The sequence below is a fragment of the Paraburkholderia strydomiana genome, assembly GCF_031456815.1.
GTDB lineage: Bacteria > Pseudomonadota > Gammaproteobacteria > Burkholderiales > Burkholderiaceae > Paraburkholderia > Paraburkholderia caledonica.
Map to the genome: position 1 here is coordinate 474,021 of NZ_JAVDVL010000005.1, position 23,741 is coordinate 497,761.

Below are 23,741 nucleotides of genomic sequence, written 5' to 3' on the forward strand. Positions count from 1 at the left end.
GCTGCAAGTCGCGGTGCGGCAGGTTCTGGCATAAGGCCAAAGACCTATTGGCCCGATACATTCTGTGGGCTAACTTTAAGAAGCGATCGACCAACGACCTGGCAGTTGTGCAACAGGAGCAAGCTCATGGAATTTGTCCTGTTACTCGCAATCTTTTTGACGTCGAGTGGATTTCTGATTGCCGCTCCCCGTACATCGGATCCTCCCGCGACCTTAGCCGTCCCGCCGTCTGCTCAAGGGGCCTGCGAAGGCTGCGGGTTCACATTCCAAGCACCTTCCCAAGCCGCCGGGACGATAGTTCTATCTACCGCGCGCGCTTCTGAGGCAGTGCGGTCGCAGTGACACGAGAATGGCGCCCGCAGTCGCGCCGCCACCGCGAAGCCGTGGCGGCAAAATGCCAGCGGCGCAGGGCGGCATCGTCAGCGCGTAGAAAGTTGCCGCTCTGAAAAACCCGTCGTCCAGGCTTTCTGCTCGCAGCCATTCGTGCACATGCGCGGGGTCAGCCCTCCCAGCCACCGCCCAACACCTTGTATAACGTCACGAGGTTGGACTGCCGCGAGAGAATATCGGTGGCCAGTTGCTGCTGCGCAGTGTAGAGCGTGCGCTGCGCGTCGAGGAAGGTGAGGAAGCTGTCCGTGCCCGTCTTGTAGCGTGCTTCTGCAAGCGTGTAGTAGTTCTGTGCCGAAGCGACGTACTCGCGGTCCGCCTTGATCTGATCCACATAAGTGGCCCGCGCCGTCAGCGCATTCGACACCTCTTTGAACGCCGTCTGGATCGCGCTTTCGTAGTCCGCGACCTCGATCTGCTTTTCGATTCTGGCGACATCGAGCGATGCCTTGTTGCTGCCGTAATCGAAGATTGGCACCGATACGCTCGGCGCGAACGCCCACGCGCCGGTGCCCGCCTTGAACAGATTCGACAGCGTCGAACTCGACGTACCTGCGGTCGCCGTCAGTTCGATCTTCGGGAAAAACGCTGCGCGCGCCGCACCGATGTTTGCGTTCGCCGCCTTCAACGCATGCTCTGCCTGCACGATGTCCGGCCGACGGGTGAGCAGCAGCGACGGAACGCCTGCACCGATGTCTGCGAACATGGACTCGTCGTCGAACTTGCGCGCGGGAGGCAGGTTGTCGGGAATCGGCGCGCCGAGCACGGCCGAGAGGTTGTTGCGGTCTTGCGCGACAGCGCGCCGGTACGACGCGAGATTCGCCTTTGCGCTCGCCAGCGAGTTCTGCGCCTGCTGCACGTCGAGCAGCGATGCATTGCCGAGTTCCTGCACGCGCTTCGTGACATCGTAGGTGGCCTGATCCGACTTGACGGTGTCTTCTGTCAATTGCAGCAGGCGCTCGTCAGCGAGCAATGTCAGATAGTCGCTCGCCACCGTCGCGATCAAGCTGATTTGCGTGCTTTGCCGCGATGCATCTGTTGCGAGATAGTTTTCCAGCGCCTGGCGCTTCAAACTGCGCAGGCGTCCAAAGAAGTCGATTTCCCACGACGTCGTCCCGACGCTGACATCGCTCGAACTTGCAATGGCGCCTTGCGTGCGCTCGCGAGTCATGTTGCCGCTTGCCGTAATGGACGGCGCAAGGGCAGCGCGCGTGATCCGGTATTGGGCTTCGTACTCGGCCACGTTCAGCGCCGCGACGCGCAGATCGCGATTGTTGGCGAGCGCGATTTCGATCAATCGTTGCAGACGCTCGTCGCGAAAGAAGCTGCGCCATGCGGTGTCGACGGCGAGCGGTGCCGTGCTCGGCGTCGCTGCAGAGGCTGCCAGGGACCCGCTCGCGCCCGCATCGGCTGCGGCTTTCGCTGCGGTCGTGCTCTCATATGCGTCGCCTTCCGGATAGGCTGCCGGAATAGGCGCGGCGGGCCGAACATAGTGCGGATCGAGCGTGCAGCCCGTCAGCAGCGCGAGCGCGCATGTGACCGCGCATGTGACCGCGCATGCACCGACTTTGAGTTTAATCATTCAACACCTTCCTGTTGCTGGGCGTCGCCGTGCTCGCCGAACAGGCGGCGCACGACCACAAAGAACACCGGCACGAAAAAGATCGCGAGAACCGTGGCGGCAATCATGCCGCCCATCACACCGGTGCCGATCGCATGCCGGCTCGCCGACCCGGCGCCCGTGCTGATGACAAGCGGCAACACGCCGAACACGAAGGCGAGCGACGTCATCAAAATCGGACGCAGACGCAAACGCGCGGCTTCGATGGTCGCCTCGATCAGGCTGCTACCTTGCGCTTGCAGATCTTTCGCGAATTCGACGATCAGGATCGCGTTTTTCGTGGAGAGCCCGATCGTCGCGAGAAGACCGACCTTGAAATAGATGTCGTCCGACAGGCCGCGAATATGCGCGCCGAGCACCGCGCCCAGCACGCCGAGCGGCACCACGAGAATCACCGCAATCGGAATGGACCAGCTCTCATATAAGCCCGCAAGACAGAGGAACACGACGATCAACGAAATCGCATACAGGTAGATGGCTTGCGAACCGGCCATGCGTTCCTGATATGACTGACCCGTCCAGTCGATGCCATAGCCCGCCGGCAGTTTCTTCACGAGCGCATCCACGGCCGTCATCGCCTCGCCGGTGCTGGCATTCGCGCCGGTCTGAGCGGTCATTTCCATTGCAAGCGTGCGGTTGAAGCGTTCGATCTGCGGCGGCCCGAACGTCCACTTGCCCGTCGCAAATGCGGAGAACGGCACCATCTGGCCGTCGTAGCCGCTGGTCGTGCTGGTGCTTGCGGTGCTTGCGGAACTGCTGCTGGATGTGCTGCCGGATGTGCTGCTGGATGTGCTGCTCGTACCCGATTTCACATACCAGCGTCCCACGTCGGACGGCATCATCCTGTACGGCGCATCGGCCTGCACGTACACCTTCTGGATGCGCCCGGTATCGACATAGTTGTTCACGTACGACGAGCCGAACGCCGTCTGCAGCGTGTCGTTCACATCGGCAATGGAAAGCCCGAGCGCGCTCGCCTTTTCACGGTCGATGTCGACATGGAACTGCGGGGTGTCTTCCAGACCGCCTGGCCGCATCCCGGACAACGCGCTGTCTTTGGCCGCGAGTGCCATCAATTGCTGGCGCGCGGCCATCAGCTTGTCGTGGCCCTGGCCCGCGCGGTCCTCCAGTTCGAAGTCGAGGCCGCTCTGCGTGCCGAGCTCCTGAATCGCCGGCGGATTGACGGCAAAAACCTGCGCTTCGTGCGACGCTGCGAAGTGCATGTTCGCGCGCTGGATCATCGCAGCCGCCGACCCGTTGCTGCCGCGCCGCGCGCTCCAGTCCTTCAACTTGACGAAGGCGAGCGCATTGTTCTGTCCCGAGCCGTTGAAACTGAAGCCCGTCAGCGTGATGAGCTGGTCCACTTCCGGCTGGCTGCGATAGTAAGCCTCGACCTTCTTCACCACTTCGAGCGTCTGCGAGGCGGGCGTGCCGACCGGGGCGGAGACCGACGTGATGATGGTTCCCTGGTCTTCGTCAGGCAGATACGACGACGGCAGCTTCATGAACAGCAGCGCGACTACCCCCGCGATCAACGCGTAGATCACCATGTAGCGCATCGGCTTGCCGATTACGTGCGCGACCGCCGAATCGTAGCGGTCCGTGCCGCGCGAGAGCACGCGGTTGAACCACCCGAGCAGGCCGCGCTTCGCGTGATGCTCGACGTCGGAGCGCTTGAGCAGCGTCGCGCACAGCGCGGGCGTGAGCGTCAACGCAAGAAACACGGAGAGCAGCATCGCCGCAACGATCGTGATCGAGAACTGCCGGTAAATCGCACCCGTCGTTCCGGAGAAGAACGCCATCGGAATGAACACGGCGATCAGCACGGTCGTAATGCCGATCAGCGCGCCGGTGATCTGCTCCATTGCACGGCGCGTGGCTTCGATCGGCGAGAGGCCTTCTTCCGCGATCAGACGCTCGACGTTTTCCACCACCACGATCGCGTCGTCCACCAGCAAGCCGATTGCCAGCACCATGCCAAACATGGACAACACGTTGATCGAGAAGCCCACCGCCGACATGACGCCGAATGTGCCGAGCAACGCGACGGGCACCACGATCGTCGGAATCAGTGTGGCGCGCAGGTTCTGCAGGAACACGTACATGACGACGAAGACAAGCAGCACCGCTTCGATCAGCGTCTTGACCACTTCTTCAATCGAGATGCGCACGAACGGCGTGGTGTCGTACGGGTAGTCGACGACGACATTGCGCGGCAGTTGCGGACTCAGTTCGTTGAGCTTCGCGCGCACGGCCTTGGCCACGCTCATGGCGTTCGCGCCGCTTGCGAGCTTGACCGCGAGCGATGCGGCGGGCTTGCCGTTCAAACGCGAGTCGGTGCTGTAGTCGTCGGCGCCGACCTCGATACGCGCGACGTCCTTCAACATTACTTTCGAACCGTCGCTATTCACGCGCAGCAGGATCGCGCCGAATTGCTCAGGCGTGGTCAGCAGGCTCGACGCGGAAATCGTCGCGTTCAATGCCTGCGTTTTAGTCGACGGCGAGCCGCCGATCTGGCCGACGGAAAGCTGCACGTTCTGATTCGTGATTGCGGTGGTGACGTCGCTGGTGGCGAGGCCGACTGCCTGCAGTTTCACCGGATCGAGCCAGATGCGCATGGCGTGTTGCGCGCCGAAGAGCGTAACGTCGCCGACGCCGTCGATCTGCGTGAGCGGGTCTTCGATCTGCGTCGCGATTACGTTGCCGAGGTCGATGGAGCTCATGCTGTTGTCGCTCGACGAGAGCGACACGATCATCAGGAACGAGTTGGCCGCCTTCGCGACCTGAACGCCTTGCTCCTGGACGGTCTCGGGCAGCGACGAGGTCGCTTGCTCGACCTTGTTCTGCACCTGGACCTGCGCGATGTCCGCGTTGGTGCCTTGCTGGAACGTCAACGTGATGCGCGCCTGGCCGACCGAACTGCTCGTCGACGACATATAGAGCAGATGGTCGATGCCGCTCAGTTTCTGCTCGATCACCTGCGTTACGGTCGTCGCGACGGTCTCGGCGGACGCACCCGGATACGTCGCCGTGATCTGTACGGAAGCCGGCGCAACGCTCGGATATTGCTCGACCGGTAGGGTCTCGATGGAGGCGCCGCCAATCATCATGATGACAATGGCGATGACCCACGCGAGGATCGGTCGGTTGATAAAGAAACCTGCCATGAGATTCTCGCTTTAGCTGTGGGCGGCGGACGCGGCGGCTGCGTTGCCCGCGGTGGCGGGCGCGCCGGGCGTCGCCGGCATCTCGACCGATGCCTCGACCGGCTTCACGACCGCGCCGGTGCGCGCCTGCTGCGAGCCGCTCACGATTACGCGGTCGCCTGCCTTCAGGCCGTTCGTGACGATCCAGTCCGAGCCCGACGCGGTATCCGCGGTAACGGGCGTTTGCGCGACCTTGTTGTCCGCGCCGACCGTGAGCACGCTCGCCGAGCCGTCGGATGCACGCGAGACCGCGATTTGCGGCACTGTGATCGCCTGGTGGTTCACGCCTTCCTCGAGCCGCGCGCGCACGAACATGCCGGGCAGCAGCACGCCGTCCGGGTTCGGAAACACGCAGCGCAGCGTGACGGAGCCGGTCGTAGCGTCGACGGTGATGTCGGAGAACAGCAGCTTGCCTGCGCGCGCATAGGTGCTGCCGTCTTCCATCACGAGATGGACCACGGCGCCGTCGGCGCCCGACGGCTGCAACTGGCCGCTCGCGAATTCCTTCTGCAAGCGCAGCCAGTCGGCGGAAGAACGCGTGACATCGAGATACATCTCGCTCGTCGCCTGCACGGTGGCGAGCGCGGTGGTTTGTTCCGCGGTGACAAGCGCGCCTTCGGTCACATTCGATTTGCCGATGCGCCCCGAGATGGGCGCGACGACCTTGGTGTAGCCAAGGTTAATCGCGGCGGTTTTCAATGCGGCGCGGTCTGCAAGTACGTCGGCCCTGGCCTCTTCGAGCGCGGCCACGGCGTCGTCGTAGTCCTGACGGCTCACGCCCTGGATCTTCGATAGCTCGGCGTAGCGCGTGGCTTTGGTTTGCGCGGCGTTGGCGGTCGCGACGGCTTTTGCCAGCGTGCCGATCGCCTGATCGTAGGTGGCCTGATAGCTGGTTGCGTCGATCTGATAAAGCACTGCCCCGGCCGCGACCTGCGAACCCTCGGTGAACAGGCGCTTTCGGATGATGCCTTCGACCTGCGGCCTCACTTCGGCGACACGAATGGCCGACAGCCGGCCCGACAGTTCGGTGTTCGAGACGACGGTATGCGGCTTGATGGTTTCGACACCGACCTCGGGTGTCGTTTGCGGCGGACCGTGCGGCGCGTTGTCGCCGCAAGCCGCCAGCATCAGCGTCGCGGCGGCAACCGTCGCGGCAAGAAGCGCGAAGCGGGGTGCGCGCACCGCCGATGCATACGGGTGGAACAATGTTGGCATGCTCTGGGCATCCTCCGACTGAATTCGACAAAGGACCGTCTGGCATGCGTCGCCGGTTCGATAGGAGCCACGCAACGCCGCACCAGCGGCAAGGGATGGCCCAGAGAGTAATGAGAGGCGTCTTACGGTGGCTTAGGCATGCATTACGAGCTGTAACGCAACGCGCGCAAACGCTCGCTTGATGGGGGATGGCCGCGAAATGGCGAGCGGCGCAGTAATAGACTGTAAGCTTGCAGAAGAATCCGAAACCGCCTGCGTTGCGCGATTCGCTATATTTCGCTACGACGGGCGAGCGCGCTGCGCTGTCCGCCAACGTAATCATCGAGCAGGGCTCAGCCATGTCAGACACGCCCATCCAGGTGTTACTGGTCGACGACGACTCCGACCTTCGCGACCTGCTGCGAACCTTCTTTCAGCAACGCGGCATTGAAATCTCGGTATTGCACGACGCCAATCAACTGGCGAGGCGGCTGGAACGCGAACGGCCGTCCATCGTCGTGCTCGATCTGATGATGCCGGGCGTGGACGGCCTCAGCGCGTTGCGCCAGCTACGCGCGAGCGGCGACACGATTCCCGTGATCATGCTGACGGCGCGCGCGGAGGGCGTAGACCGGGTGATCGGTCTCGAGCTTGGCGCCGACGATTACCTCGGCAAGCCCTTCATGCCGCAGGAATTGCTCGCGCGCATTCATGCGGTGCTGCGGCGGCATGCGCAACCGGCAGCGCCGGCCACCACGCCGGTGGAGAAGCGCGAAGCGCTGCGCTTCGGCAGTTTTCGTCTCGACTTTGCGAGCCGTACGCTGTTTCGCAAGGACGAGCCGCTCAAGCTGACCGGTAGCGAATATGCGTTGCTTGAAGTGCTTGCGCAGCATCCAATGGAAACGCTGTCGCGATCGAAACTCGTCGACCTGTTGCACGGCCCGCACTCGGAAGTGACCGAGCGCGGTATAGACGTGCCCGTGTGGCGGCTGCGCCGCCTGCTCGAAGACGACCCCGCCAACCCAAGACGCATCCAGACCGTACGCGGCATCGGCTATATGTTCGTGCCCGGCAGCAGCGACGATGAAAAATCCCTTTAATACGCTGTTTGGTCAGCTCGCGTTGATGACGGTCGGTCTGATCGTCATTGTCCATCTCACCTCGCTCGTGCTCGTGGACCGTGATCGTGGCCAGATCGATACGGGGCACGCGCAGCGCGCGCTGCTGCTCGCCGTTCAGTCGCAGCGCGACGGCGCGGTTACCGCTTCGCAGGTCTCGGCGGCGCTCGGCGTGTCGGTCATCAACGCGGACAATGCAATCCCGTATGGCTGCCCCGCACCTTGCCAGGACACGACAGGCCCGTTCCAGAACGCGTTGCGCGCGAAGCTGCCGCCAGGCAGCGCAGTGGTCGCGGACCCGGAAAGCGGCAATGTCTGGGTGCGCTATGCCGGCAACGCAGGCTGGCTCAAACTCGAAAGGTCGATGCTGCCCGCGCGCCGTTTTATCAGCGCGTCCGCGATGATGCTGGTGTTCGCTGTGATCCTTGCGCTGATCGGTGCATGGTATTTGCAACGGCCGTTGCATCGCCTCGCGATTGCGGCGCGCGAATTTCGTCTGGGGCATCGCGCGCCGGTGGTGCCCGCGAGCGGTCCGCGCGAAGTGAAGGGACTCATCGACGATTTCAACCAGATGGTGCATGCGCTTGCACAGGCCGAACAGGAGAGGGCGGTGATGCTCGCAGGCGTCGCGCATGACTTGCGTGCGCCCATCACGCGGATGCAGGTGCGCGCGGATTTGCTGCCGGACGAAGCAAACCGCAGCGGCTTTCTGCGCGACGCGGAGTCGTTGTCGCGCATCGTCACGCAGTTTCTTGATTTCGCGCGCGAGAGCGCGGACAGGTCGCCGCCCACGAGCGTGGACGCGCATTGCCGCCGCCATTACGGCGACAGTCTCGAAGACGACGCACTGGTGCGTCTCGACCTCCAGGCGGGCGACGGCTTTGGCTTGCCGCTCGTCGATCTCGACCGGATACTCACTAATCTGATCGAGAACGCGCTGACGTACGGCGAACCACCGGTCGAGATCTCGACGTCGCGGCACAACGGACACTACACGCTGACGGTTCGCGATCACGGCGGCGGAATTCCGGGCGGGCAACTGGAGCGCGCATTGCAACCGTTCGTACGACTGGACGAAGCCCGCAGCGGCGACGCCCATTGCGGCCTCGGTCTCGCGATCGTGCGGCGACTCGTGCGATACAACGGCGGCGTTTTTCATGCGGACAATGCAGCCGACGGCGGGTTCGTCGTGTCGATGACTTTCCCCGCCTGACGCAAAAAGGGCGGTCATGCTTCTGACCGTCCTTCTTCGACTCACGCTGTGCGCCGATTGGCGTCAGCCCTGCGCGACGTGTCCCGGGACCACGATCGCGCCATGCGGACCGTCGCCATGGCCGCCGCCGGGGCCACCGCCACCGGGACCGCCGCCGCCACCCGGAGGCGGCCCCCACCAGCATCCACTCAGGGTTGCGCTCAGGGCGGCCAGCGCCGCGATTGCCAACAGCTTCTTCATACTTCCTCCTTCAATGGATCTACGGTCACGCGGCGCTGCGGCCTGCAAGCGGAACTGCGACGCCGCGTGTCAGTGGGGAAGTTACCAATCCACGAAAGATCATGTTTTACGGAGCCGTTACAACCCGCGCCCGAAAGACGCCGCTTTGTATGGCGCGCGTGGAGGTCAAAATGCACGTTGCATGGGGCATGCAGGGCGTTTTCTGTGCAGGGGAGAAGGGCGTTCGCGCGTTCACGCTTTGTTTGGATATGGAAGCTGGTGTAAGGAGATCTTCGGCGCAAGCCGGCTGGCCGCCTTAAGGGCCACCGACCGTCCTACTTGACGGCGATATCGCTAACCTCTACGGTTTGCCCCAATACACGTAATGGCAAACGCGGCCGCGTTAGACGTCTGCCAGCGCGATATGCCGCGCCGGACGTCTGCGTTTGAGCGTCTGGCGGGTGAAGCTCGAAATCGCGATCCATTGCGTCGGATGGTCTGCTTTCTGGGTAGAGGGTTAGAAGCGCGCGGTCCGTGGTCGACACGGCCGCGGCGTCACAACAACGGAGTGGATATGACAGGACATGCTTGGGATCGGGTGCCAATCGACGCCCAGAGTATCGAGGCACCGCTTTCGCAGGCCGCGATCTTTCTTGTGGTCGGTGTGAACGAGGGGGCCGACGCCCTCGCCAAGGTTCGCGATTTGCTCGGCGGGATCGACGACCTCGTGAAATCCGTGGGATTTCGCGACCTCTCCGCCCGGCTGTCCTGCATCGTCGGGATCGGTAGCGAGCTGTGGGATCGCATGGGTGCGCCCACGAAGCCTCGCGAACTGAAGCCGTTCGCCGCGGTTGAAGGCACGCGGCACAAGGCGCCGGCTACGCCAGGCGATCTCCTCTTTCACATTCGTGCCGAACGGCCAGATTTCTGCTTTGAGTTCGAGCGAATCCTGCTTCGAACCCTCGGGTCGGCGGTGAGGATGATCGACGAGGTTTCGGGTTTCAGATACTTCGATGCTCGTGACCTGCTTGGCTTCGTGGACGGCACTGCCAACCCGGTCGGACACGAGATTGGTCAGTCCGCGCTTGTCGGCGACGAAGATTCCGACTTTGTTGGTGGCAGCTATGTCGTGGTGCAGAAATATCTGCATGATCTTGCGGCTTGGGGCGAAACCTCGACCGACTTGCAGGAGAAAATCCTCGGCCGAACCAAGATCGACAATATCGAAATCGATGACGACGATGCCCCGCGCAAGTCGCACAAGACGCTGGCGACCATCGTCGATGAGGATGGCAACGAGCACGATATCTTGCGCGACAACATGCCTTTCGGTCGCGCCGGCCACGGCGAGTTTGGCACCTACTTCATCGGATACACCCGGCATTTGTGGGTGATCGAGAAGATGCTGCAGCGGATGTTCGTGGGCGTTCCGGCGGGCGCATATGACAGGCTTCTGGACTTCTCCACGGCACATACCGGTACGACCTTCTTTGCTCCCTCCCGATCGAGGTTGGCCACGCTGGCAGGCGGAAGTTCATCTTAGCCGCCTGCCTCCAGCGAAGCGTCTTTCGAGCAGCAGGATCTTTCTGATCGAGCCCGGAAAACATCATTGCGGAGGAGGGGGGCGGGCGGATCGACTTCGGAAAGGGCGCGGGGTCCGTGAGATTTGTGTGACGGAAGAGCGTTGGCGCACGTTTGTGATTCAAGTGCCGCGATACAGTCCGGTGACTCGCGATGATTCGAGCCGCCGCGAAGCAACGGCGCGAAGTCCACTTGTCCAACTCATACCGTCGATCACAATGGCCTTTGTCCAAGTCTGCAGAGGGGACGTCCAACTGGGTGCACCCATCAGATTTTCGATTTACACGGCTAATGGCAGACTGCTCCTGAACCGGGGCTGCTGCATCAGTTCCGAGGCGCAGCTTGAGCGCCTTTTCGATGTCGGCGCATATCGCGACGACAACGGGCCGGGCGCACGAAACGGGAGCGGGTCCGCGCGCAGCATACTGATTTCGAGCGCGAACCATCGTCCAGCGCCGAGCGCCGCTACTGCAATCACCGTGGACTTTCCCGCGCTGACCCAGGCACTCGATTGCTTGCAGCTCACAGTGGAGGGCGCGGACAAACGTTCGGTGCAAACTGCGTATGTCGGCACCGTCAAGGGGAGTGCGCTGATCGTCACAGCGCCAAAGGATGATGAGCTGCTGCAACCTGGGGTCGTCGTCCAGGCAAAAATGATATTCGGGCGAGACGTGTACACGTTCGGCACACGGGTGACCGCACGGCACGCGGCTCCCTCCGATCTTGTAGTGCTCGCGCATCCGGAGAAGGTGGTCAAACACAGGGTGAGGCGCCATCGTCGCGTCGAGACCAGGGTGGCCGCTCGCGTCATTCGCAACGATGCCGTCGCCGCGGGATACGATGCGACTGTCGTCAACGTCAGCATCGATGGTCTTCAATTGTCATTGCGCGATACCGCCCTGATGCCCGGGGAGCACTTCAAGCTCGCATTGCGTTTACCGACAGATGGCAAGACGCACGCTGTGCTATGGAATTGCGTCGCCAGAAACGTCAGGCGCAAAAAAGACGGCGTGCTGGTCGGTGCCGAGTTCGGCGCGCGCACCGACGAAGCCAAGGTCCTGCTCAAGGACTTCATCTTCGAGATGGCCACGGGAACCGCATTCTAAAGGTGACGTTCGTCGACAGACATGCTCCTCGCAATATAAGACCTACCTCACGCAGCCGAGGCGCCCCCTGTCGACGTGGGGCTGCGCCAGATCCGCAGGAGCGTAGGCGAGCCTATGCGTTTCATCGCGAGAAGTCTCAGCAGGCACTGACGGTAGCTATTAGCGCTAGCGACTGCGTTGGAGCGGCTCGCGTGCGGTGTCCGCAACGTCGCTGCGCGTTCCGAACAACATGTCGCAGATGGGAAACGTGAGATTGAAGTTTTGCGTCGCCATCAGCTCCGGATCGTGATGCGTCACGTGAAGCCGGCGCACGGTGTTGACGAACGGCATACGGTCGAGCAAGGGGCTATCGGTGACATGCGAAAGCGTGTGCAGGCCCTCGTACATTAGATAATACGAAGCCATGGTAAGCAGCGCGATGTAGCCAGCATTGCGAGAGAACACATAGCCGATTAGAAGCGCAAACGGCACGGCGGCAAGCACGAACGCCACTGGTGCGAACGGCGGAAAGAGCAGCGCGCGCCAGTGCCTCTGCCCCTTGTACTCGAGCGTGACGTGCGTGAAGAACCGATGATGAACGGCACAGTGCCGCTTGTAGATCATGCTGAAATATTTGGTGGGCCGATGCAGTACGTAACGATGTGCAGCCCACTCGGCCCAGTTGCCGAACAGGAAAAGCGGAACGACGGCGAGCCATTCGGAAAACGTCGGCGCATGCAATTGCGCGATACAGTACGCAATCACGCCGCCCGTGAACAACAGCGTGAAGCCCAGGTGCATCTCACCCCTGTACCACGCCGGTGTAGCCGCGACATATTCGTCGCGAAACCGGTATGAGCGCGTGCGAACGTCTTCGTCGTATTTCATCCATGTCTCCTTCCAGGTGTGGCTGCTGATCCGACCTCGGGCGCAGCCTGGTGTGTGAACACAAACATAGCGAGATCGACCTATAACATCTAATACTGTTTTTTGATGCCTTGGATCATCGACGCTGATATCCGTGTTATCCCGGCTGACAGCATTTAGTTGGCACGATGGAATGCCGACAGCAATGAATGTATGACGCCGGGCTACGGGTGCCACGGGCGCAGCGGCCGCCGGCGTGCACGCTCGTGGTGTTCATCAACCGCCGAGCCCCGCCAGGTTCATCTCCCATTAGCAAATGCTGTGAACATCGCTAGCAGAATTAACGGAGACCAACATCAGGCGCCCGGTTAAACGCTATCCAGGGAGGGGTTTCGTGATTTGAGTCGGATTCCTCATCAATCGAGTGTTTTTGCCGTCAACAACCGAAGTATCGTGCTGCGCCTTCCTAGTCGCTCCGCGCGGAGCGTTCGTGTTCCGGTGGAAAAGCCACGCTAGCAGAATTAATGGACGCCATTAGCGCTCCAACGGACACCATTAGCGGAAGTTACGAACTTCAACAACTGGCGCCGGAGCAGGGTAGGGGTGCGGGTTGCCAAGGATGGTCAGGCGTAACGCCGCGCAGCGCCGCAGCGCGACGAGAGGAATCGAATGCTCGACGGGCGATGGCGCGTAAGACGCTTGTCGACTCTCATCGGCCATCCGGCCCGATGCGAGCGCTACGGCACGTTGGTTGCAAACTGGAACGGCCATTCGCGCACCCCGTCTCGACCGGTTGAAACTCGCCTCGGACCATTTTTTTAATTCGGCTATTCGCGCGTTCACCATTGAAAGCGCAATTTTGCAATTATCGTTACCAGGTTCAAAATCAAGTCGCCTCACGAGGAACAGGCGACTCCCATGACAGACGATCCCAATCTCGATCCTGATTCCGATCCTGACAAGCTGAAAGGCCCCGGCGGCATGACGTTACGGCAGATCCACGAGCAGGTGCAGAAGAGCGTTGAGCGCGACCGCGAAGCGCAGGCTGCGCACCGCTCATCCGCTCCGCCGCAGGGCCGGTGGCAGCGGTGGGTGCGCTATGTATGGGGCCGCAGCGGACGTCGCTAGCCACGGTTTAATGAGGATGCGCCGATCGCCGGCAGGCGCTGCCGTTCAACAGTCTGGACTTCGGATCGAAAGATGATTGCACTCGCAACACAACCGACGCAGGAATGTCAACGATCCTGGGCGTCGGCGACGGGCTGTTCATGCGCCGTTCGGCCTCCATGCGTCACACCGCGGTAGCTACGACTATCAACTCACGAATTGGACGCCCTGCGCGTTATCAACGACTTCCATGCATTGCTGGCCAAACGGTTGTGCCAGAATGCCCCGCTTGAATTCCGCCATTAAGCTTGGACCATCTTTGCGCGCCTGCGCATTGGATTAGACTGACGCGCGATTGGAAAGACCGAAAACATGTATTTCGGTTACTGTTTTTTTGTGCAGTTCGGCATAAAATTACGGGGACCGGGTGATATTACCGAGGGCCCTTTAAGGATTAATGGCAGATCGCGTTGAAGTCGCTGGACGTCGTTCAAAGATATGAGGAAGGTATGGCCGCGCGTGCTTCCGTGCCCCCGTATGACCTGTACATAACCCCTGAACTCCAACGGCGGGTCCCCAACGTCGTAGATCACCTCGGCGAAAAGCTTGCGCTGCAGGACATTGGTGCGCAGATGCTGGACCATCCCGAACAGCTCCTGCCAAAGCTCGTCGAGCGCGCCATGTTAATGACCGGTGCAACGTCCGCCGGAATCAGCGCGTTCGAGCCGCAGGAAGGCACAGCCGGCATCTTTCGCTGGCGTCATCTGCGAGGCAAGCTCGCGCCATTCGAAGGGGGGACCACTCCACGCAATTACAGTCCCTGCGGCGTTTGCCTTGATCGATTTGAGCCCACCCTGACGCGGCACCCGGAGCGCCATTATTCGTGGATTGCAGAGGCAGGAGTGAGCTGTCCCGAGGTGCTTCTTGTCCCACTGTATGTGGCCCACGGACAACCGCTCGGGACGCTGTGGATCGTTTCCGAGGAAGAAGGACACTTTGATAGCGGGCACGCGCGAATCATGCGGGAGCTGGCGTCGTTCGTTGCCATCGCGCTTGCCATGCAGCAAAACCAGGAGCGTTTACGCGAAGCGTTAAATCAGCAGGAGATGTTGACGCGCGAAATGGACCATCGGGTCAATAACGTGTTCGCTGTCGTTGACTCGATGATTCAAGTGGGCGCGCGACTGGCCACGTCAACCGCAGATTTCGCGAATACCCTGTCAGGTCGACTGCATGCCCTCGCCGCCTCACATGCGCTCGCCCGCCAGAGTCCCCGCGCGAGCCCGACTGCGTCGGTGTCATCCTCAGCCACGCTGCGGGGGCTGACAGATGCAATCTTCGAACCCTATAGGTCCGCAGATCACGATCGTTTCATTGTGGTAGGCGAAGATCTGAGCCTTGGCGAGCAAGCGATGACAGGTCTTGCGTTAGTGCTTCATGAGCTGGCGACGAACGCCGCCAAGTACGGCGCGCTTTCAGCAGACGGGGGGCGCGTCCTGTTGAGCTGGGAGCGACGCGATGAGGTGCTCGACTTCCTTTGGCAAGAAGACGGCGGCCCGACCATAGATGCACCTCCCGAAAAAGAGGGGTTCGGCGCCATGTTGCTGCGCAATAGCGTCACGCGCCGATTCAGAGGCAGCCTGGAGTTGCGTTGGCATAAGCAAGGTCTAAAGGTCAGGTTTGCATTGCCGCTGGCCAGTTTGGCCGCCTGAACGGCCGCGGCAAGCAGATTGATCGCCGCCCCAATCATTAAACGGTAACTCCTCGCTAGCAGCCGTTCTGCCATTTGACTTCGAAGGTCCGTTCCTGGCCGATTGGGTGAGGTCATCAACGTCCGCTTTGCGGTGCTCCAGTCCGGGAAACCCTGATTCGGCGGACTGACCGCTTTCTAGTTTTGCAACACCGTGCGGGTCGATGAAAACCAAGGCCGGAAATCAGCGGTCCATCAAGTTCCAGCAGCTGCGGCCGTAAGCACGTTTACGAAATAAACCTTTGCGAGGGGAAAGTGAGCGTCTCTATTATTTCGACAAATGCGACAGCGGCGACCGCGACCAGCACCAATCCGAATTCGATTGCACTGAACCAGAAACAGGCCGCGTCAAGCGATGGAACGGCGGCAGCACCGCTAACGGTGACTGCCCTTGACTCCTCGGTTATTTCAGCTCGCCTGGCGAAATATATGGATGCGATCGGCGCACCGTTGAAGATGGGTAGTGACGCGCGAGACATCGCAAACGCCCTGGTTTCCACGATGCGATCAGTGTTGTCACAGCGCCCGGACCTCGCTAATGCACATTTCGATTTCCAGTCGAGTAACGGTTCAATCAAGGTCGTATCGAAGAGCCTTAGCGCAGATGATAAAAGCTGGATTCAGGGGAAACTGAACAGCAACGCGGGCCTTGTCCAAGCCGTTAGGAAATTCCACGATGATGCTGTCGCCGGCTATGCATCTTGGGCAGACGCGGATGGTTCGCCCCTTACGCAGGCACAGTTAGACGACGTAAGCAAAGAGGCAGACGGCCTGGTTGGCTTCCTGGACCTTTTTAAGAGTTTGGGCAGCGACGCTCAACAGTATCAAATGAAGGACGGTATCTACACAACATCTGACGGCTCACCGATCAATCTGGCCCAGGACCCGACTACCGCCGCAGGATTTCTTGCGTTTAATAAAAGTGCTCAGGCTTCGGCGAACGGGACCTTTAGCTTCACCTCAAACTCCGGCCACGTCCTGTACGGCGCGCAGTTAAATATTTTTGCGATGAACAGCCCCGCCATACCGCATTTTTTCCCGCCGTCCGAAACGAAGACCCTTGGCTTCAACGAGACGGCCTAGACGTTGGCGACCTCACCTAATCGGCCACTTTCAGTCATTCGACTTCATCGTCTGAATCGTCGAGAATCACGCCTCCGCAGACAGGCGGTGACCTTACTGACTCATTCTGACTGGACACACCGATGAGCCGTGACGAAATGAACCACGCGTTGAAAGTGCGCTTTGTTCCCGCGCTCCGTCAGCTAGGGTTCAAAGGTTCGCTGCCTCACTTTCGACGGCAGCGAGAAAGTCGAATTGATCTGTTGACGGTGCAGTTCGACCGACACGGGGGAGGTTTCGTCGTGGAGCTATCTCAATGCGGTATAGAAGGAATCACCACCTATTGGGGCAAATTCATATCGGGAGGCAAGGTCACGGCGCACGATTTGCATCCCAGTCAGCGTCATAGACTGGGGTCGCCGGGACCGGATGCTGACAACTGGTTTAGATTCGATGACGGCACTTCGCCGATGGCAGTTGCGGACTCGCTATGCGCTCACATCGACGAGGCTGAACGTTGGTGGACTACTCGCTAAAGTCGCCTTTTCGGCGTAAGCGACTGTTGGGTCGGCTGCTGTCTAGGGCCTGCGACGATCTTCGGCCACAGTACGGGACATTCGACACACGCCCCTAGATCATTGACAACTCTCGTTGCCCTCGAAGCAGTTTGAAAAAGAAGCTGCTCGCTCAGCTGTCTATTTTTTCAGCAGCGCACTGTAGTAGGCGGCAATATCGTCTTCATGGCCCTTCGTAATTCGATCGAATGCTCGACCCCAAGGCCAAAAATCGGTACCGGATGCGGTTTGCATGCCTGGATAGCGTTCTCCGCCGAGCGTGACGATACCCCATTCGCCTCCATGATTGCGGCGATACACCTCGCCCACGTAGCTTCCGAAAACCTTTGCGAAAGCCATGACTTTGTCATCGGTAGGCTTGGGGGCGGTGTTGGCGTACGACAGGTTCATTTGACCCAATATCTTCTCTACATCTGCAATGCTTGCATCCGACCAATCGAGTTTTGTCGTGAAGTGTTTTGCCGAGAAATCGACGGCGTCCGACGCGTACGCTTCAGCAATTTTTTCGACCCTCGGGTCCAGCGAGAAAGTCTGAGCTGCGACACTGTCGGCGAGCGCAACGTCCGAGAGGATCCAAAGCAAGGCGACAAACACAGTCCCCAACAAATGCTTCGCAGCGGTCTTCATATACCCTCATCCAGATAGGCGTGGTCACTCACATATGCCACAGCGCGGAACACAACATACGTGCATACTGTGCTCTATTAACGGCCGATTTCGGAAAATCTGAAGGACCGCATCAGGTCGATCAGAGCCAGTCGTCGTCGGGCTCAGTTGGGTCGAGTGGGGAAGGGGTGGCGACGATTTCGCGTACTGATCCAGTCCCACAGCAACGTGTTCCGCTCAATGTTCCACCTGCCAGCGCAGCACCGGATGCGTGGCGCCAGCCGGCATCGCCCAGGCGCCATCGCTGCTGAAGTTCCAGCCGACGAAGCTCCTCGGGTCACTCATCTGCGCAGTGGTCAGCCCGTTCAAAGCGGGCAGATTGCCGCCGCTTTCCGCCTGTCCTGTCGTTTCCTTATTCCAGTAGACGTCGCTGCCGAGCACTGTGCAACGCACACAGATTCCGCCTTCGTTCAATGGATTAAATGCCAGAACTCTCCCCGCTGCGAACGACTGCGAGATTGTGCCCACGTTGTGGTCGGCGAGACCTGCCGCTGGGCTACGCGACGCGATCGCCTGGACCATGCCAGTCGCATAGGACTGCGTGATGGTTCCGTAGTTGTCGGAGACGAGTCCGCCACCGCCGCTGTCTGGATAGACCGTGGCACTGCTGCCCGAACGTGCGATTGTTCCAAAGTTACTGCCCACAAGACCGCCTACTGACGCCGACGTGTCGTTGCTACGTGGACCGATGACGCCGGAGGAGAAGGCGTTGACGACCGTGCCGTGATTGGTCATGGCCAGAATGCCCTCAGATTGACCCGACGGCACCTGTTTCCCGGCCGACGCGTCGAGGAGATCGACGTCGCGCACTACCGCGTTTGCGGCAATATCACTGATGAACGAGATGTCAGGATTGAGATGCGACACGCTATGCCACATGCCATCGAACTGACCGGTGAACGAGGTTTTGCTTGCGAAGCCGAGCGTCTTGAACGCGTAACCCGTCGCGTCGATGTCGCGACCGAGCGCGTAGTTGCCGCTCATATCGCTCTCGATGTTCTGCAGGTCCTGCACCGTATTGACCAGCTTGTAGCCTGTGATTTGCGTAACGAGCCCACTGTAATCAGGCGCGACCCACGCGCAATTTGCGAGTAACGTGCCGGGCGTGTAACTGCCGTTCATGTCATACAGCGCGCTAACCGTGCCGGTGCTCTGCGACCAGTCAATGGTGCCATTGTTCGTGATGCTGCCGCCGTTGTTCACGCTCGCTGCGTCCGCGCGCAGTGTCAGCGCGCCGCTGCCCTGGTTGCTCAACGTGACGCCCGGGCTGACCGTCAGGCTATGTGCCGCGTTCAGCGCGAGCGATGCGCCACCGGTCCACTGAATGCTCTGATCTGCGACGAGGTCACCGCTCTGGCCGTTGGCGCCGGTGGTCGTCATCGAAATGGATGTGCCGTCGTTGAGGCTGCGCGTGAAAGAACGCGACGCGCCGTTGTCGAACGTGTACGCGGGCAGCGTGACGTTCCACTGGCCCGCGACGACCTTCGCGAAGTCGCCCCAGAACGTGAAGAGACCCGTGTCCATATCGACCGTGCCGCCTTTTCCGTCGGCGTTTTTCGCGGCGATGTTGCCCGCGAGAATCACCTGTCCTTTCGGACCCGCGACGAGCCACACGTGACCGTCACGCACCGCGGTGCCGGTCGCGCGTAGCACGTCGGCGTTGCCGGCCAACGCATAGATGTTGCCGTCGACGGCCTGCAGGTTCACCTGTGCCGCTTCGATCGCGCCCGTGTTGACGATCGCGCCACCGCTCGCGGTCTGCACGAACATCTGCTGCGAGCTGGACGAGTCCTGCAACAGCACCTTGTTGCCCACCGCGATCTCGGCGGTGCCGTTCGGCGCGCTGATGTTGCCGTAGTTGTCGACTTCACTCGCGGCGATCAGCAGCACGTCGCCGTTCGTCGAGCCGATATTGCCGAGGTTCACCACGCGTTGCGTCGACTGGCCGGAAAACGTCAGCGGGCCGCCGGCCATGAACGACGCGTTGTCGGTGTCGAGTGTGGAGGCAACGAAGCGACCGCCCGTCGTGACCACGCCTTGCGGTCCGACCACTATGCCTTGCGGATTGATCAGGTAGACGCTGCCGGTCGCGTTCAGCTTGCCGAGGATGATCGACGGCGTGCCGCCTGTCACGCGATTGAGCGTCGCGCCGTTGCCGTTGTTGATGTTGACGCCCACTGAATGGCGGGCAATGTGGCATGAAGATCCTGCGCGAGACCCGACAACGACACGTTGACGATAGTCGCATCGAGTTGCGCGAGCAGCGAGCCGAGTACGGCGACGGCGGTAATTTTCCAGACCAGCGGATCGAGCTGATCGCGCTGCGTCGCGCTCAAAACAGACCTTCGCGACGTACACGGCCGAAATGAACCGATGTGAAAGCACCCATGACTAGCACGCCGACGAGCAGCGCCGCGCTATCGACGTTCACGCCAGGCGCGAACGGATGGTGGACCAGCAACGCCAGACCGATCAATGCGTTCAGCATGCCCCACGGGAAATTGACCAGCGGCGACGACGGCCCCTTGCCATGCGGTGTCGAGAACGGAGAAGGGAACACCTCGCCGCGCAGACCTGCGGTGAGATGCGGCATCGCGTTGCACAGGAAGGCACCCGCGAAAAAGATCGCAACGAAGCTCATGGTTCGTCCTTCAACGAAAGCTGGAGAATCCGGAAACCCTAGGGAGGCGTGGAATCGCCGAGCCGCATGATGAGGGGAATGGCCGCAGCAAGCGTCGCGACGTCCTGCGGATCGAACTGTTCGAGCTTCGCCAGCAGCCATTCGCGTTTGGCCGCCGTGCGCCGCTTGCGTTCGTTCAGCCCTTTGCGCGTGATCGCGAACAGGATCTGGCGGCCGTCCGTGGGATGCGCTTCGCGCTCGACGCATGCCTCCTCTTCAAGGCCCGCGAGGATGGTTTTCATAGACTGCGGCTTCATCGATTCGGCGCGCGCGAGATCGGCGGTGGTCATGGGGCCTTCACGTTCGAGCCTCGCGAGCACGCTGGACTGCGACAGATTCACGTCGCCGGGATTGGTGCTGCGCAGCCGACGCAACAGCTGGCCGACAGCCAGCGTTAGATCAGAGACGACGCATTCCAGCGGCGGAGTGGATTGACGGGAGCGAGCCATGAGTGAAGCGTAGATCAAGACAGATTAACTTGCAAGTTTATCTGTCTAATTTGCGGGCGCGAACTACAACGCGCGCATTCATCCGGAATGTATCTGCGGATCGTCGTCCGGCTGATTTCTGCGTGCGAAGCTGGCGCTCGAATACCTTGTCGGGGGAGGCGGCAAATGGCCGCCTACGGCACAAAGCCGTGCTCATCAATAGGCGGCACCACAATTTATTGTTGTGATGCAGCAATTTTGCGCCTATGCTCAAGCGGAAAACGGTAAGGCATTTTTCGTCGATCCGGTTTCCGCCGGCGGAGGCGCACATGACGGAATCAAGGGATGCGCACGGCTCAACGCTTCACGTATTTGAACAAGACGGCGGTTGGCACTGGGCGCTCGCCGTAGAGCGAACGCTGGGAGCGGGGAAAGGGTAATAGCTTTTAGCGGGGCAGCGTCCCGCTCGGAGGCAGAAGGCGCCGAGTGATGTCGATCCAGTGCTGTCAGTGATGTCCAAAAAGGGACAGCCGGGGTAGCTACATAAACGGCAGTTCGAATACTGGATAACGTCAACGACGAGGTGAGGAGGCACTTTGGAAGTCTGCGATATATGCGCCAACATCGACGGCCGCCCCGTCGATGTTCAACGGCAAGACAGCCTCACATTGATAGGCATTGCTGAGTGTAACGGTACGCTCGCTCTCGAGCACTATCGGTGCACCAAGTGCCATGCTGTCATCGCCAGACGATTCACGGGCGACTCCACTGAACGAATCTGGAGCGTCATCGAAGCCGCACATTAAGTAATTGATGCAGCCATCGGAACTCGACGGACTGCCTATCGTTGACGGCAAAATGCATGCACCCCACGTCGGTCGTCGCTGAGCGACATTCGTCAACTGGTTTGGGTCGCCGCATAGACATGACTGGAGAGGCTCGTCAGCGCGGATCAGCGCAATCGGCGCTCCAGTCGAAAGTGTTAGCGTTGGTGTGGTGGGTCTTTTCAGACGTCGGGAGTTCCACGGGGTAGTCGAACGGTGAAGACCGTTTCCGATTCGTCAGACCTTGCGGCCACATCGCCGCCGTGAGCATGGGCGATTTCTCTTGCAATGTAGAGGTCCGGGCCGAGGCTGTCCTCTGAGTCCGGCCGCGTTTCAGCGCCTGGACCGCGCTCAAGAGGTTCGAACACGCGGCATAGGAAGGTCGGCGGGCGGTATGGCCGGTCCGCGGCATCAGCAGCGAAACACGACATCTCGTATTGCCGCTACATCCATTTGTCTCCGCTAAGTTCAAATGTCGCACCTCCGGCTAAATCGAAATGTCGGGTTTCAGAGCGATTTTAGCCTTGTTTCTTTTTATGGTTTTGGGGTGGGGCGGCGCAGCCGCCCCCCGTCCCCGCATTGCTTTAGCACTGACTTCCAGAACAGCATGACTGATGTCGGCAACATCAATTGCCCGCTGTTTCTTCAGTCCGATGAGCGCCTGCTTCGCGCGTACTTCCTCACCGCAATGCGTACGTGAGGGCGAGCCCGAGGCACGGCGGTCATCGCGCACGGCCTGCACGCGCCTCGCCACCTCCAGGGCGCTTGCAAGCCGCTTGTTCTCGAGCTCAGCACCCTGATCAATGCGCGTGATGCGGTCGTATTGCCGGTACGGCAGCGTGACACCGCTGGCCTGGACCTCGATGACGCCATCAGGGTATTCAACGACCTCGACGTACTCATGCATCAGCGCACGACTGACGGGCGTGTCATCGAGCAGATACATCACGCGGTCGTACTGCACGGTCAGCGCATTGGAGACCTTGCGTGGCACGCGATACGCGAGGATCTGCCGCAGATCCTCGTCGACATGCAACGCCCGGTGAGCGTCGTGATCACTCCTGGGCGGTTTGCCGAACCGACGGTTGAAGTCGGCGATGAAGGAGGGCGCATATGCATTGGCCGCCTCGCGGGTGCTGATGCCACGCAGCCGCAGCTCCTTCACGAGGCGATCCTGCAGCGTCAGGTTGGCCCGCTCGACACGTCCCTTGGCCTGATCGTGTTCGCACAGAACGCGTCGATGTTCAGTTCGTACAGGGCCCGGCCGAACTGCGTGACGCCTTTGCCCGCCGTCTCCGAGCGTTGCTTCACGTAAAAAACGCTGGCCTTGTCGCTGTAGAACGCCACTGGCTTGCCGTGCGCGTGCAGATACCTCGCCAGCGCCTCAAAGTAGCTGAAGGTCGACTCGGTGGCCGTGAAGTGCAGCGCCATCAGCCGCCCGGTCGCGTCATCGATGAACACCAGCAGCGTGCAGGCGGGCGCCCGGTCCTCGAACCAGCGGTGATCGCTGCCGTCGATCTGGATCAGTTCGCCCAGGCATGCGCGGCGGTTACGCGGCTGGTACACCTTCGGCGGGCGCTCCTTGCGCGGAATCCACAGCCCGCCAGCCCGCATCAGCGTGCGTACCGTCTCGACCGCCAGCTCAATGCCATGACATTCGCGCAGCTTCTCGCACGCCAGCGTCGGCCCAAAATCCGTGTAGCGCTCGCGGATCAGCGCCAGCGCCCGCTGCGCCTTGCCGGCAGGAAGCTGGTGATTGCCCGGCCGGCCACGCTTGCCCGACACCAGTCCGGCCACGCCGGCTGCCTCATAACGCTGCACCAGCCGCTCGACCTGGCGTACACACAATCCCAGGCGCTCAGCCGCCTGGCCCGGCTTGAGCCGGGCCTCGGTCACGGCCTGAACGACCTTGAACCGATCCACTTCACGCATCGTCATCGTGATCGTCCCAGTCGCGTTCATCGCCGGCGCTCCCAAACGGATGGTCGACGATCAAACTAATGTCGAAATACGACATTTCTATTTAGCGGAAACGCGACATCTGAACCTGGGACTCACACCAGTTGTCGAGGCTTTGTTGAGATGTCCGGGTTTGGACTTTTTAGAAATGTCCGGTTTTGAAGTTCAGAAATATCTACTTTCAAGGGCTTTTAAGCAC

At 60.8% G+C, this 23,741-nt stretch carries 18 protein-coding genes and 2 pseudogenes; 9 read left to right on the plus strand and 11 right to left on the minus strand.

The window, feature by feature from the left end; all coding sequences use genetic code 11:
• Positions 1-499: 499 nt before the first annotated feature.
• Genes J2W46_RS17200 through J2W46_RS17210 form a run of 3 tightly spaced genes read right to left on the minus strand, consistent with a single transcriptional unit; the run spans position 500 to position 6,429 of the window.
• A complete protein-coding gene (locus J2W46_RS17200; protein WP_310355203.1) occupies positions 500-1,969 on the minus strand; it encodes an efflux transporter outer membrane subunit in 1,470 nt (489 codons plus the stop codon).
• Complete coding sequence (locus tag J2W46_RS17205) at positions 1,966-5,175, minus strand: efflux RND transporter permease subunit (RefSeq protein WP_310355204.1); 3,210 nt, start codon at positions 5,173-5,175, stop codon at positions 1,966-1,968. Before J2W46_RS17205 ends, J2W46_RS17200 begins: the two co-directional genes overlap by 4 nt.
• 12 nt (positions 5,176-5,187) lie before the next feature.
• Positions 5,188-6,429, minus strand: coding sequence for an efflux RND transporter periplasmic adaptor subunit (locus J2W46_RS17210; RefSeq protein ID WP_310355207.1), 1,242 nt, complete (start codon positions 6,427-6,429; stop codon positions 5,188-5,190).
• Positions 6,430-6,767: 338 nt separating this feature from the next.
• On the opposite strand from J2W46_RS17210, the gene J2W46_RS17215 reads away from it, so the two are divergent.
• Both J2W46_RS17215 and J2W46_RS17220 read left to right on the plus strand, forming a co-directional pair.
• Positions 6,768-7,508, plus strand: coding sequence for a response regulator (locus J2W46_RS17215; RefSeq protein WP_310355254.1), 741 nt, complete (start codon positions 6,768-6,770; stop codon positions 7,506-7,508).
• Positions 7,492-8,739, plus strand: a complete 1,248-nt coding sequence (locus J2W46_RS17220) for an ATP-binding protein (RefSeq protein ID WP_310355209.1) — start codon at positions 7,492-7,494, stop codon at positions 8,737-8,739. Before J2W46_RS17215 ends, J2W46_RS17220 begins: the two co-directional genes overlap by 17 nt.
• A gap of 63 nt (positions 8,740-8,802) precedes the next feature.
• On the opposite strand, the gene J2W46_RS17225 is transcribed toward J2W46_RS17220, so the two are convergent.
• Complete coding sequence (locus J2W46_RS17225) at positions 8,803-8,979, minus strand: hypothetical protein (protein ID WP_165572661.1); 177 nt, start codon at positions 8,977-8,979, stop codon at positions 8,803-8,805.
• Between the two features lie 553 nt (positions 8,980-9,532).
• Between J2W46_RS17225 and J2W46_RS17230 the strand changes: the two genes are divergently transcribed.
• The gene (locus tag J2W46_RS17230; protein WP_310355211.1) at positions 9,533-10,501 is read left to right on the plus strand and encodes a Dyp-type peroxidase; all 969 of its coding nucleotides are present in this window, start codon (positions 9,533-9,535) and stop codon (positions 10,499-10,501) included.
• A 517-nt stretch (positions 10,502-11,018) separates the two neighbouring features.
• A complete protein-coding gene (locus J2W46_RS17235) occupies positions 11,019-11,645 on the plus strand; it encodes a PilZ domain-containing protein (protein WP_310065200.1) in 627 nt (208 codons plus the stop codon).
• Positions 11,646-11,810: 165 nt separating this feature from the next.
• On the opposite strand, the gene J2W46_RS17240 is transcribed toward J2W46_RS17235, so the two are convergent.
• Positions 11,811-12,512, minus strand: coding sequence for a sterol desaturase family protein (locus tag J2W46_RS17240; protein ID WP_020066019.1), 702 nt, complete (start codon positions 12,510-12,512; stop codon positions 11,811-11,813).
• A gap of 897 nt (positions 12,513-13,409) precedes the next feature.
• Here J2W46_RS17240 and J2W46_RS17245 point away from each other — a divergent pair.
• The 4 genes from J2W46_RS17245 (at position 13,410) to J2W46_RS17260 (ending at position 16,946) form a co-directional block, all read left to right on the plus strand.
• On the plus strand, positions 13,410-13,619 hold the full coding sequence (locus tag J2W46_RS17245; RefSeq protein ID WP_020066020.1) for a hypothetical protein: 210 nt from the start codon (positions 13,410-13,412) through the stop codon (positions 13,617-13,619).
• Positions 13,620-14,068: 449 nt separating this feature from the next.
• Positions 14,069-15,310 (plus strand): HWE histidine kinase domain-containing protein, encoded by a 1,242-nt coding sequence (locus tag J2W46_RS17250; RefSeq protein ID WP_310355214.1) that lies wholly within the window; start codon positions 14,069-14,071, stop codon positions 15,308-15,310.
• Between the two features lie 293 nt (positions 15,311-15,603).
• Entirely contained in the window at positions 15,604-16,431 is an 828-nt protein-coding gene (locus J2W46_RS17255) for a hypothetical protein (protein ID WP_310355216.1), read from the plus strand.
• Between the two features lie 137 nt (positions 16,432-16,568).
• Positions 16,569-16,946, plus strand: coding sequence for a DUF4304 domain-containing protein (locus tag J2W46_RS17260; protein WP_131319237.1), 378 nt, complete (start codon positions 16,569-16,571; stop codon positions 16,944-16,946).
• Positions 16,947-17,105: 159 nt separating this feature from the next.
• Here J2W46_RS17260 and J2W46_RS17265 read toward each other — a convergent pair whose 3' ends face one another.
• The 6 genes and pseudogenes from J2W46_RS17265 to J2W46_RS17290 all read right to left on the minus strand — a co-directional run bounded on the left by J2W46_RS17265 (position 17,106) and on the right by J2W46_RS17290 (position 23,545).
• Positions 17,106-17,612 (minus strand): hypothetical protein, encoded by a 507-nt coding sequence (locus J2W46_RS17265; protein WP_310355219.1) that lies wholly within the window; start codon positions 17,610-17,612, stop codon positions 17,106-17,108.
• 216 nt (positions 17,613-17,828) lie between these two features.
• Positions 17,829-19,829, minus strand: a complete 2,001-nt coding sequence (locus J2W46_RS17270; RefSeq protein WP_310355221.1) for a two-partner secretion domain-containing protein — start codon at positions 19,827-19,829, stop codon at positions 17,829-17,831.
• A pseudogene (locus tag J2W46_RS17275) lies at positions 19,817-19,987 on the minus strand (DHA2 family efflux MFS transporter permease subunit); the annotation flags it as partial. The gene J2W46_RS17270 and the pseudogene J2W46_RS17275, both read right to left, overlap by 13 nt.
• The gene (locus J2W46_RS17280) at positions 19,984-20,292 is read right to left on the minus strand and encodes a hypothetical protein (protein WP_310355223.1); all 309 of its coding nucleotides are present in this window, start codon (positions 20,290-20,292) and stop codon (positions 19,984-19,986) included. The gene J2W46_RS17280 and the pseudogene J2W46_RS17275, both read right to left, overlap by 4 nt.
• A gap of 38 nt (positions 20,293-20,330) precedes the next feature.
• A complete protein-coding gene (locus J2W46_RS17285) occupies positions 20,331-20,780 on the minus strand; it encodes a MarR family winged helix-turn-helix transcriptional regulator (RefSeq protein ID WP_310355224.1) in 450 nt (149 codons plus the stop codon).
• A gap of 1,290 nt (positions 20,781-22,070) precedes the next feature.
• Positions 22,071-23,545: pseudogene (locus J2W46_RS17290) on the minus strand (ISNCY family transposase).
• On the opposite strand from J2W46_RS17290, the gene J2W46_RS17295 reads away from it, so the two are divergent.
• Positions 23,523-23,741 (plus strand): hypothetical protein (locus tag J2W46_RS17295; RefSeq protein WP_310355227.1); only part of this gene is annotated, 219 nt, incomplete at its 3' end. The pseudogene J2W46_RS17290 and the gene J2W46_RS17295 sit on opposite strands and share 23 nt — an antisense overlap.